General features: G+C 70.7%; 10 protein-coding genes. 3 read left to right on the forward strand and 7 right to left on the reverse strand.

All coding sequences use genetic code 11. The features are described from left to right. Positions 1-39: 39 nt before the first annotated feature. The 5 genes from ACFWA7_RS24515 to ACFWA7_RS24535 form a co-directional block, all read right to left on the reverse strand. Positions 40-951, reverse strand: coding sequence for an FG-GAP-like repeat-containing protein (locus tag ACFWA7_RS24515; RefSeq protein WP_385825213.1), 912 nt, complete (start codon positions 949-951; stop codon positions 40-42). A 264-nt stretch (positions 952-1,215) separates the two neighbouring features. After that, positions 1,216-2,556: a hypothetical protein gene (locus tag ACFWA7_RS24520; protein ID WP_385825218.1), complete on the reverse strand. Its 1,341-nt coding sequence runs from the start codon at positions 2,554-2,556 to the stop codon at positions 1,216-1,218. Further along, entirely contained in the window at positions 2,546-3,100 is a 555-nt protein-coding gene (locus ACFWA7_RS24525) for a DUF6114 domain-containing protein (RefSeq protein ID WP_385542702.1), read from the reverse strand. Before ACFWA7_RS24525 ends, ACFWA7_RS24520 begins: the two co-directional genes overlap by 11 nt. A gap of 97 nt (positions 3,101-3,197) precedes the next feature. Further along, positions 3,198-3,872, reverse strand: a complete 675-nt coding sequence (locus ACFWA7_RS24530) for a DUF6230 family protein (protein WP_385542699.1) — start codon at positions 3,870-3,872, stop codon at positions 3,198-3,200. Between the two features lie 681 nt (positions 3,873-4,553). After that, positions 4,554-5,540 carry a tetratricopeptide repeat protein gene (locus tag ACFWA7_RS24535; protein ID WP_385542696.1) on the reverse strand — a complete coding sequence of 329 codons (987 nt, stop codon included), beginning with the start codon at positions 5,538-5,540 and terminating at the stop codon, positions 4,554-4,556. Positions 5,541-5,816: 276 nt separating this feature from the next. On the opposite strand from ACFWA7_RS24535, the gene ACFWA7_RS24540 reads away from it, so the two are divergent. After that, positions 5,817-6,443 carry a TetR/AcrR family transcriptional regulator gene (locus tag ACFWA7_RS24540; protein WP_385542694.1) on the forward strand — a complete coding sequence of 209 codons (627 nt, stop codon included), beginning with the start codon at positions 5,817-5,819 and terminating at the stop codon, positions 6,441-6,443. A gap of 648 nt (positions 6,444-7,091) precedes the next feature. On the opposite strand, the gene ACFWA7_RS24545 is transcribed toward ACFWA7_RS24540, so the two are convergent. Both ACFWA7_RS24545 and ACFWA7_RS24550 read right to left on the reverse strand, forming a co-directional pair. Further along, positions 7,092-8,078: an SDR family NAD(P)-dependent oxidoreductase gene (locus ACFWA7_RS24545; protein ID WP_385542691.1), complete on the reverse strand. Its 987-nt coding sequence runs from the start codon at positions 8,076-8,078 to the stop codon at positions 7,092-7,094. Beyond that, positions 8,075-9,223, reverse strand: coding sequence for a glycosyltransferase (locus tag ACFWA7_RS24550; protein WP_385542689.1), 1,149 nt, complete (start codon positions 9,221-9,223; stop codon positions 8,075-8,077). Before ACFWA7_RS24550 ends, ACFWA7_RS24545 begins: the two co-directional genes overlap by 4 nt. 63 nt (positions 9,224-9,286) lie before the next feature. Between ACFWA7_RS24550 and ACFWA7_RS24555 the strand changes: the two genes are divergently transcribed. Together ACFWA7_RS24555 and ACFWA7_RS24560 are read left to right on the forward strand one after the other, a co-directional pair. Then, entirely contained in the window at positions 9,287-9,994 is a 708-nt protein-coding gene (locus tag ACFWA7_RS24555; RefSeq protein ID WP_385542686.1) for a response regulator transcription factor, read from the forward strand. Next, complete coding sequence (locus ACFWA7_RS24560) at positions 9,991-11,367, forward strand: sensor histidine kinase (protein WP_385542683.1); 1,377 nt, start codon at positions 9,991-9,993, stop codon at positions 11,365-11,367. The genes ACFWA7_RS24555 and ACFWA7_RS24560 overlap by 4 nt, the downstream gene beginning before the upstream one ends. Positions 11,368-11,467 lie beyond the last annotated feature (100 nt).

Here is an 11,467-nt window from a genome sequence, read left to right on the forward strand (position 1 = left end):
GAATCAGCCTTCTGCTGGTTGGGAAAGGGAACGCGGCGCTCAGAAGAGGGTGTCGAAGCCGCCCCAGCCACCGGTGCCGATCTGCACCCGGGGAGCGAAGGGGGCGCTCGGATTGCCGGTGCCCTTGAACAACCACAGCGCTCCGGCCTTGTCGCTGCCGATCAAGTCGGCTTTGCCGTCACCGTCGTTGTCGCCGGTGGAGACCAGCAGGACGTACGCGTCCCAGCCCTTGCCGATGGTGAAGCGGCCCCCCAGAGCTGCGTCCGCTACCGCGTTGCCCGTACCCGGGTAGATATAGAGCGTGCCGTCCGTACCCCGCGCTATGAGGTCGGATTTGCCGTCACCGGTGTAGTCACCCCTGCCGGCCAGCCGGTCCATGCCGTTCCAGCCGCCACTCCCGATCCTGATCCTTGTCTCCAACTGGCCGTCGTCCCGGCCCTGGTAGAGCCAGAGAACCCCTGCGCCATCTCGCCCGATCAGATCGGGCTGGGCGGTCCCGCCCATGTTCCCCACCGAAACCAGGAGATTGAACATGTCCCAGCCCCCACCGATGAGCCTGGTGTCGTTGTCCCGCTCAGCTGTGTAGTAGAGGTTCCCGTTCATGCGGTAATAGAGATCATTTCCCGTACCGTCGGTCGAGATGTTCGCTTGCACGATGGCCGTCGTGTCACCGAATCCGCCGCCCACGTCCACCCCGGCATCGACGCCGCCGTTGCCCGTCGGCTCATAGTCGACGAGATGACCATTGGTCTTCCGCGCGAACAGCGGGAACATCTGCGGCGTTTGGGTAGGCGCACCAGCCGTGTTGGGCTTCTGCGCTGCCGTGTCGCTCGTCCCGTCCACCATGCCCGGCAGGGTCGATCTCCCCACCAACACCGCGACAACGGCTATCGCGAAAGCCGTCGCATACATCACCGCCCTGCGCACCGGGCGACCGACTGAACTCAGCATGAAGAATGATCTCCTCACAGGGGCGTACGAGCGCAGACATGCACGTGGGCACGCCAGATTGACTCGCCGACTCCCCCATGAATGCCCCCGCGCCGGGTCCACGACCGCAGCACTTGCGACTCTAGTGAGGGTCACGAATTTCTGTGAAGCCTATTTGAGCCACCTGTGAAGGAGTGATGAAAATGAGACGACTGTGGCCCGCACTGGAATCGGTGCGGGCCACAGTCGACTGCGGCTCCCGGATGGGTCTTTCGCGGCTGCGTGTTACTCGGGATTGCCGTCCGTAATGTAGTTCTGCAGGCCAGGCACAGTGAGCGTGCCGCCGAACTGGCCCGCCTGGTGGACCGTCGCGTTCGTGAAGAAGACCCACGGGATGTTCAGTGGCGGCGGGGTCTGCGGGCTGAACGTGATCGGGATGAGGCCGAAGAGGTTGCCCTTCAGCTCCTCCGTGTACATCGTCACCGTGCCGTTGCGGATCGTCGACTCGGAACCCGCGCGCGCCTTGACGTGGGCGGTGGTGGGCTTGCCGTTCACCTCCGGGCCGTAGACCAGCTGGTGCAGGTTGTCGATGTCCACCGACTTCGCCGTGAACTTCAGGACCTTCTTGACCTTCCCGCTGCCCGTCTTGACCTCGACGATGCCCTCGTAGTTCAGGCCGCTCAGGGTCAGCTTGGAGGTCTTGAGGATCCACGGCTGGTCCGGCAGCAGCGGGACGTCCGCGGCCAGCTTGGCGTTGGCCAGGGCCTTCGGGTCCGCCGTCGGGCACGGGAAGGGCTGCTTGGCGCCGTCGGGGACGTTGGTGTCCTTCTTGGCGTCCAGGCCCTTCGCGTTGTCCGCCAGGTCCTCGACCTTCTGGCCCGCCTGCTTGGCCGCGTCACGTATCGCGTCGGCCGTCTTGTCCACGGTCTTCGTCACCGGCTTGGTGGCCGGCTTGGTGGCCGGCTTGGTCGGCGTGGTCCTGGGCGTCGGGGCCTTGGTCGACGGCTTCGTCGTCGGCGTGGACGTCGCGGTCGACGACGGCTTCGGGGTCACCGGTGCCGACGACTTGCTCGGGTGTACGCCCAGGATGTCGCCCAGCACGTCACCCAGGCCCAACGGGTCCAGCGGGTTCGTGGACTTGGTGGGGGCCGGTGCCGGAGGCGTCGTGGACGGCTTCGTCGTGGGCGCCTGCGTGGAGGTCTTCCCGGAAGAGCCGGACTGCTGCTTCGCCTTGTCCGCCGACGGCGTGGTCGTCGGGGTCGGCTCCTTGTCCTTGTCGTCGACCTTGTCCGAGGACGGGGACGGGGACGAGGACGTCGGGCTCGGCGTCGGCGTGGTCGACTTGCTCGACGACGGGCTCGGCGACTCGCTCGGCTGGTCGGAGCGCGTCACACAAGGGCCAGGCGCGAACGGGATGTCCGTCTTGTCTTCCGCCATCGCGAGCTTGGGCGTGAGGCTCATCCCGACGAACATGGCTGTCGGCATGGCGGCCAGCGCCATCGCCTTGCCCGCGGGCATGTGCAGCTTCGTCAGCAGCGACTTCCTCGGGGCCGCGTGGCGCGGCCCGCCTCTCTCACGGGAGTCGTCGCCTCCGGTCGAGTCCAGCCGCGTCTCGTCACCCCGCACTGTTCCTCCCGCCATTGGCGTCGACTGTCGTTTCGGTGATGGCGGTTCCGTGCCCCTCCTCGCGCGGGCCGGGGACGCTTCCCTCTTCCGGGAGTGCGTCCGGCTCATCGCCCGAGGGCTCGGCGGCCTTGCCGCGCAGATCGCGCCGTTTCGGCTTCGCGGGCACCCACGCCACCGCGAGCGCCCCGCCGAACAGGGCAAACAGGAAGCCGATGACGAAGCCGCCGAAGTTCGCGACGGGCAGGGAGATCAGCGCCAACAGGATGGCCGCGATACCGGCGAACACCCGGACAATGTGGTGGAACCACATCGTCACGCCCAGCGTCACCAGAAGTACGCCGATGATCAGCGAACCCGCCCCGGCCGTGGTCGACATGGCCAGCGTGATGTTGCCCAGGTGCATGTTGGCGTACGGGAAGTACATGATGGGCACGCCGCCCGCGATGGTGAACAGCCCTGCCCAGAACGGCCGGCTGCCCCGCCAGGCCCGGTAACGAAGCCGCCAGTAGGTGAACCCTCGGGAACCTGTGGTCTCGGCGCTCATGGAAAACAGCTCCCTGCTACCGCTGTTGCTGTAAGAAGAAAGAGTTTCCCGGCGGCCGAAGGAGCCATACTCCGTCGGCCACCGGGTGAGGTGCCTGCTAGTGCTTCTTCAACTCGCACTCGTTGGCGCCACCGGACAGCCGCAGCTTGAGGCCGTTGAGCTTGAAGCTGGCCGCCGTGGTTGCCCACGCACGCTGCTGCACCTTGTCCAGAACGACCTCCTGGGCGCGCTGCGCGAAGCCGTACTGGCTGGGGCTCTCGCCCGGCGTGCCCTTCTTGCCGGGCTGGATCTCGACGCGTTGGTCGCCCGTGCCCTGACCCTCGCCCGCCGCCACACCGATGTCGATGTTCTTGAACGTCGCGTCGGTTTCGAGCTGGGTCACATCAAGGTAGATGTTGTCCGCTACGACGGGCTTGCCCGCCTCCGTGCCCGCCTCGATCTTCATCGTGACGGCCTTGCCGATGCCCGGGATGTCGAACGGGAGCGGCGTCACGACGGACTGACACATGTTGGTGATCTCGGCGTGGTTGAAGCCGGACACAACCACTGGGTGGTTCTTGCCCGCGCCGCTGTCGATCGACCCGTACTGAAGCATGTTGTGGCCGACCAGCTGATCCGCCGTGACCTTGAAGTCAACACCGGAAACACTGAACGACGCCGCCAGCGCACCCTGGGCGAGCCCGATGCCTATCGCCGCCGTGGCAGCCACGCTGGGCACCATGACCAGCGCGAACCGCTTCCATCTGGTCCCGCCACGAACTTGGGACTCCATGACTTTCCTCCTTCTCGGACGTACATCTCCGGGACGGACCCTCGCAGGCTGTCCAGGGATGGGAGAAGTGCTACGTCCTCGGGAAGGAGCGCCCGACTCGGAGGCGCGTACCGCGTCCGAATACCGGCGATCACCCCCGAGCGACAACCACTGGTCGCGCCTGACGCGTATCACGCACAACCTGCTGGACAGGCCCCGCCGATGAGCGGAGACCCCCCTGTCCACGGTCGACGGCAGGGCCGTCGGCCGGCCCGGTGGGGACCCAGGAAACGCCCAGCCCCGAGTGGCTGCGGGCTGGTGCGTTATTGGACCGAGCGTGGCCGATCGTGGTCCATTCGGAGGAGGGGCGCAAGGGGGTTCGTTACTTGCCAGTAACGGAGGGATAACCGTGGCGCGACAGCCCGGCATCGGGCCGCCACCCTTCGTACCCCCAAGTCACCAGACAGAAGGGGAAATAGACGTCTCAATACGGACGTAAGAAGCAGTTCAATTTACTGCCAGTAACAGCGACCGCATTTACCAAGTTTTGGTAAAGTGCGGCCGCCGCTTGTCTCCGTGTCGCCAAATCGTCAGCGGTGCACACGCACGCGATGAGCGGTGCACATGCACGCGATGAGCGGTGCACATGCACGCGATGACAGCTCAGCGCCCCTGGAGCGGCCCGGAGGCGGGGCCCCTGGTTCAGTAAAGAACTCGTGCCAGCGCGCTCCGCGCCTTGGTCACCCGCGGGTCGTCGGAACCGACCACTTCGAAGAGTTCGAGCAGTCGCATCCGCGCCGCGTTGCGGTCCTCGCCCGAGGTGACCCGGGCGGCCTCGACGAGCCGGCCGAACGCGTCCTCGACGTGTCCGCCCACCAGGTCCAGATCCGCCGCGGCGATCTGGGCGGTGACGTCCGCCGGCTTCTCCGCCGCGTCCTTGCGGACCTGCTGCGGGTCCATGTCCTGGACTCGGCGCAGCAGTTCGGCCTGGGCGAGGCCGAGCTTGGCCTCGGGGTGGCCGGGGTCGTCGGCGAGCACGTTCTTGTACGCCTGGACCGCGCCGGCCAGATCGCCGGCGTCCAGGGCCGTCACGGCCGCTTCGAGCAGGGCGTCGTAAGGACCGGCCGCGACCGCGGCGGAGGCCTGCGCGGAGTCCGCGTTCGCGTTCGCGTTCGCATCCGCGTCGACGGCGATGCCGGTGAGGCCGAAGCGCTCCTCGGCGACCTGGATCAGCTGGTCGAGGGTCTCGCGGATCTGCGCCTCGGGGGCCGCGCCCTGGAAGAGGGGCAGTGCCTGCCCGGCGACCACCGCGAAGACCGCCGGGATCCCCTGGATCCCGAACTGCTGCATCAGCATCTGGTTGGCGTCGACATCGATCTTGGCCAGAAGGAAGCGGCCGCTGTACTCGACGGCGAGGCGCTCCAGCAGCGGGCCGAGCTGCTTGCACGGCTCGCACCACTCGGCCCAGAAGTCGATGACGACCGGCACCTCGGCCGAACGCTGGAGGATGTCGCGCTCGAATCCGGCCTCGTCGACATCGATCACGAGGGCCGACGGCGGTACGGCCGCGCCCCCGCCCTGGCGGGCGGCCTCGACTCGGGCCTGCTCCGCCTTGGCCTTGGCCTCACCGGCCGCCTTCACCGCGGCGAGGTCGACGACGCCGCTCATGGACATGTTCCTAGGCTGCATGCGTACATCCTCCCCCTTCCGCGCGCGTGCGTGGTCAATCCGGTGGCAGGATCCCGGCGCACCTGGGTCCCCACCCGGCGCCTGCGGCCCTGCGTGCGCAGCTGCGTCCGCTGCTGCGTCTGCTGTTGTTCTGTCACTGCTTCGTGGTCGTCGCTCAAGACCGCTGGAGTCTTTCGCTACGAGTCGTAGCGTAACTGGAGTGGGTACGGGACGGCCTCGAACTCGCCGTGATCTCTCCCACAGCGCTTTCCTTACTGGCCGGTATGGTCGTACGTCATGTGTTCCGATTCCAGCCCCGGCAGAACCGCGCGCCCAGGCCGCCCCCGCAGCCCCGGGGCGGACGCGGCGATCCTGCTGGCGACCCGGCAGGCGCTGGTCGAGCTGGGCTGGTCGAAGCTGACGATGGGGGACGTGGCGACCCGCGCGGGCGTCGCCAAGACGACGCTGTACCGGCGCTGGGCGGGCAAGAACGAGCTGGTCGTGGACGCGGTGGCGGTCCTCTTCGACGAGCTCGAACTCCCCGACCTCGGCAGCCTCGCGGCGGACGTGGAGGGCGTGGTGCTCCAGTTCGCGTCCATCCTGGAGCGCCCTGAGACCAAGACGGCCCTGATGGCCGTGGTCGCCGAATCCACCCGCGACGACGCCCTGCGCGGCCGGATCCGCTCGGCGATCGTGGACCGCCAGAAACGGCTCGTACTGATCGGCCGCGAGCGGGCGCAGGTGCGGGGGGAACTCCCGTACGAGGCCGACGCGGCGGCCTCCGCGCGCCACGCCGACCTCATCTTCGATGTGGTGGCGGGGGCGGTGGTGCATCGGGCGCTGGTGAGCGCGGAGCCGGTGGATCGGGAGTGGGCGCGGGCGTTCACGCTCCTGATCTGCACGGGCTTGCAGGCGACCGCCTGATTCCCCCCTCGGGGGCTACGCCCCCGAACCCCTGTTCACCTGCGGGTTCGGTGGGGGCTGCTCGCGCAGTTCCCCGTCTTGGCCCGGGGGTTGGCCGCGGGCCGGCTGCGGCTGCTCGCGCAGTTCCCCGCGCCCCTTCATGGCCCGGAGTTTGGCCGCGGGCCGACTGTGGCTGCTCGCGCAGTTCCCCGCGCCCCTAAAAGCAGGCAGAAGGGGGCCGGGCCAAGATTCAGCCCCTCCGGCGTTTGAGGAGCGGGGCAGGGGCCGCAGGACCCGCCCTTCAGGGGCGCGGGGCTGTGACATGGGCGGCTCCGCAGCGTGGGCGCGACCAGCCACACACTGCCCCGCAGACGAACGGGGCCCGGGGCGAAGCCCCGAAGGCGGGGGCGGGGGCGCAGCCCCAGCGGGGGTACCGGTGGCGAAGCCCCCGTAGCGGGGCGCAGGGGCGCAGGCCCCGCCAGGGGCGCAGGGGGCGCCAGGAGCGCAGGCCCCGCCAGGAGCGCAGGCCCCGCCAGGAGCGCAGGCCCCGCCAGGGGCGCAGGCCCCGCAGGCCCCGCAACGGGGGGCCGGGGGCGTAGCCCCCGGGAAACCCGTCTCAACCCCCACCCACCCCCGGAGGGTTAAGGGAACGGGCGGGGAGGGGCCACATCACACCGCGTACCGGGCCGCGCCCTCCACCCCCACCCAAGACTCCACCCACTCCGACGTCCGCTTCAGCCCCTCCCCCAGGGACACCTCCGGCTCCCACCCCGCCCACTCCCGCGCCCGCGAGTTGTCGGACAGCAGGCGTTCGACCTCGCTGCCCGAGGGCCGCAGACGCGCCGGGTCGACGACGATCCGCGCGTCCCGGCCGGACGCTGAGATCAGCGCCCGAGCCAGGTCCCCGACAGCGATCTCGCGGCCCGACCCGAGGTTCACCACCTCTCCCACCGCCCGGTCGCACGACGCCACCGCCAGGAACCCCCGCGCGGTGTCCGTCACGTACGTGAAGTCACGCGTCGGAGTGAGCGAGCCGAGCCGGATCTCCTTCACCCCCGCGTGGAGTTGGGACAGGATCGTCGGGATCACCGCCCGCGCGGACTGCCGGGGCCCGTACGTGTTGAACGGCCGCACCACCGTCACCGGCAGCTCGAACGCGTGCCAGTGCGACAGCGCCATCATGTCCGCGCCTATCTTCGACGCGGAGTACGGCGACTGCGGCTGGAGCGGATGGTTCTCCGCGATCGGCACCGTCCGCGCCGTCCCGTACACCTCACTCGTCGAGGTGTGCACCAGCCGCCGCACCGAGTGCCGGCGGCAGGCCTCCGCGATGTTCTCCGTGCCGACGACGTTCGTCTGGACGTACGCGCCCGGCGAGTCGTAGCTGTACGGGATGCCGATCAGCGCGGCGAGGTGGAAGACGGTGTCGCACCCGGCGACCGCGTCCGAGACCCGCCCGGCGTCGCGCACGTCGCCCGCGATCATCTCGACCGCCGGGTGGTCGAGCAGATGCGCGAGGTGGCCCTTCTCCGCGTACGGCTTGTAGTGCACCAACGCCCGCACCCGCGCGCCCTGTTCGACCAGCAGGTCCACCAGGGTCGAGCCGATGAAGCCCTCGGCTCCGGTGACCAGGACGGTCCGGTTGTTCCAGCTCATACCGCGTGCTCCTTCATGGAAGAGATCGTCGTGGGCGCGGCCAGTTCGAGGACCCTCGCCGCCAGCAGCTCCGCCGCCCGCGCATGGCACCCGGGATCCGCCGCCCCCGCCATCAGGGCGAGCCGCGCCGGGTCGGCGAGGAGCGGCTCGACGAGCTCGGCCAGCCGGTCGGCGGTGGTCTCGGCGTCCGGGAGCAGCAGCCCGGCCCCGGCGTCCGAGAGCACCCGCGCGTTGTGCGTCTGGTGGTCGCCGGGCGCGTGCGGATACGGGACGAGGACCGCCGGTACGCCCGTGCTGGCCAGCTCCGCGACCGTCGCCGAACCGGCCCGGCACACCACCAGATCGGCGGCCGCGTACGCGAGATCCATCCGGTCGAGGTACGGCACGGCCCGCGCGCCCCACAGCCCGGTCAGCCGCCGCCGGGTCTCATCGAGCGCCGCGGGACCGGTCTTGATCAGCAGGTGGACGTCGTCGCGCCCCTGCCAGCGCCGGGCCAGCCCGACCGCCGCCTCGGTGAGCCGGGCCGCGCCCAGGCTGCCGCCGTTGACGAGCACGAGCCGCGCCCCGGGCGGCACGTCCAGCGCCCGCCGGGCCTCGGCCCGCAGCGACGGCCGGTCGAGCCGGGCCAGCGCCGAGGAGATCGGCATCCCGGTGGTGACGGCGTCGGCGCCGCCCGCCAGATGTGCCCGGCTGCGGTCGAAGGCGACCGCGATGTTCCGGGTGAGCCGGGCCGCGAACTGGTTGGCCCGACCCGGCACGGCGTTGGACTCGTGGATCAGGCTGGGCAGTCCGGCGAGTCTGGCGCCGACGATGACGGGCGCGCTGGGATAGCCGCCCATCCCCACGGCGACCTGCGCGCCCTGCGCCCGCAGGATCGCCCGGCACTGCGCGCCGGACTTCAGCAGTGCGGCGGGCAGCAGATAGCGGCGGGCGCCGAGGGCCGGGTCGAAGGGGATCATGTCGACGGTGTGCAGCCGGTATCCGGCGGCGGGGATGAGCTCGCCCTCCAGGCCCCGCTCCGTACCGACGAACGAGATCACCGCGTCCGGGACGGCCCGGCGCAGCGCCTCGGCGAGCGCGAGCCCGGGGTAGATGTGGCCGCCGGTGCCGCCCGCACCGATCACGACAGAGAGTGGTGTGCGCATGCCCCGAAGGTTCGCGGGGTGGCTTAAGAGGCTTCTAAGAGCGGCGTTTGGCAGTCTTTGCCCATGAGCAGCAGCGCACACACCCGGCCCCCGGCCCGCATCCTCGTCGTCGACGACGAGCCGGAGGTGCGGGCCGCCGTGGAGGACGGCCTCGCCGTCGAGGGGTACGAGGTGCGCGGCGCCGCCGACGGGCTGGCGGCGCTCGCCGGGATCGCCGCCTGGCAGCCGGACGCGGTGGTCCTCGATGTGATGATGCCGGTCCTGGACGGGCTGGCGGTCTGCCGCCAGCTGCGGGCGCTCGGCGACCGCACCCCCGTCCTCGTACTGACCGCGCTCGACTCGGTGAGCGAACGCGTCGACGGCCTGGAGGCGGGCGCGGACGACTATCTCGTCAAGCCGTTCGCACTGGACGAACTCATCGCGCGCGTACGGGCGTTGCTGCGCAGGGCCGCGCCCGAGGAGCCGGACCCGGAGCGGCTGGTCTTCGCGGACCTGGTCCTGGACCCCGCCACCAGGACCGGCCACCGCGCCGGACGCCCGCTGGAGTTCAGCCGCACCGAGTCCGCCCTGCTCGAACTGCTCATGCGCCATCCCGGCCAGGTCCTGCCGCGCGAGATGATCCTGGAACTCGTCTGGGGCCGCGACTTCGGCCCGGACTCCAACTCCCTCGCGGTGTACGTGGGTTATCTGCGCCGAAAGCTGGAGGCGGGCGGCGAGCCCCGGCTCGTCCACACCGTCCACGGCGTCGGCTACCGGCTGGACACCGCGTGAGCGCGCGCCGCCGGCTCGGCGCGCGGTGGCGGCGTCGGCGTCCACTGCGCACGCGGCTCGCCGTGGCCGCCTCGGCGGCGGTGGCGCTGGTCGCGCTCGGCGTCTGCACGGCCGCGTTCTTCGTGATCCGCTACGAGCTGTTCCACCAGCTCGACCTGAACCTCACCCAGTCCGCGACCCTGGCCGCCCAGCAGAACCGGGGAACCGGCCCCGGCGTGATCAACGGCGAGTGCCGCTTCCTCTCCGCCCCGGCCTGCTCCCAGATCGTCCCGAAGGACCCGGCGAAGGACCCCGCCAAGCCGTATCTGCTGCCGGTCCCGCCCCAGGCCCGCCAGGTCGCGGCCGGGCAGCGCCGCCCGTACTTCACCAACCTCAGGATCTCCGGCCACCCGGCCCGCATGCTCACCACGACGCTGCCGCACGGCGAGGCGCTCCAGGTCGCCCTGCGCGCCGACACGGTGGAGGAGGGTGTACAGCAGGCGGCCCGGCTGCTCACCGGGGTCGGCGCGGCCGGGGTGCTGCTCGCCGCCGCGCTCGGCTACTGGGTCTCGCGCACCGGCCTCGCCCCGGTCGCCCGGCTCACGGCGACCGCCGAGCACATCGCGGCCACCCGCGACCCCAGCCACCGCATCGAGCTGCCGCCGGGCCCGTTGGGCAAGGAGGACGAGGTGACCCGGCTCGCGGCGTCCTTCAACACCATGCTGGGCGAGCTGGAGCAGTCGGTGACCGCCCAGCGCAGGCTGGTCGCGGACGCCTCCCACGAGCTGCGCACCCCGCTCACCGCACTGCGTACCAACGCCGAACTCCTGGCCCGCTCCGACCGCCTGACGGAGGCTCAGCGCACCAGGGCCTCAGCGGCCCTCGGCCGCCAGATCCGGGAGGTGACGGTGATGGTGAACGATCTGATCGACCTGGCCAGGGACGAGGAACCCACCCCGCTCCTGGAGGAGGTCCGCCTCGCCCCGCTGGTGGCGCACACGGTGGACACGGCCCGCGCGCACTGGCCGTCCACCCCGTTCCGCCTCGACCTGGCGGACGCCTCCGTCACGCTCCCGGGCGTCCCGGCCCGGCTGGCCCGACTGCTGTCCAACCTCCTGGACAACGCGGCGAAGTTCAGCCCCCCGGGTGCGGAGATCGAAGTGACGCTCTCGGCCCGCGAGTTGACGGTACGGGACCACGGCCCCGGCATCGCGGAGGAAGACCTCCCGTACGTCTTCGACCGCTTCTACCGCGCCGACCGCGCCCGAGCCCTCCCCGGCTCGGGCCTGGGCCTGGCGATGGCCCGCCAGATCGCCCGCGCCCACGGGGCGGAGCTGTCGGTCCGGAACGCCCCGGGCGGGGGGGCGGAGTTCCGCGTGACGTGGTCCGCGTGACCCCGCTTCGCGGGGAGCTCATGCCTTTCGGCCGCGGACTGTGCGTGGCTGGTCGCGCAGTTCCCCGCGCCCCTGGGTAGTTAGGGGCGCGGGGAACCTG

The sequence above is a fragment of the Streptomyces sp. NPDC059994 genome, assembly GCF_042737755.1.
Classification (GTDB): domain Bacteria; phylum Actinomycetota; class Actinomycetes; order Streptomycetales; family Streptomycetaceae; genus Streptomyces.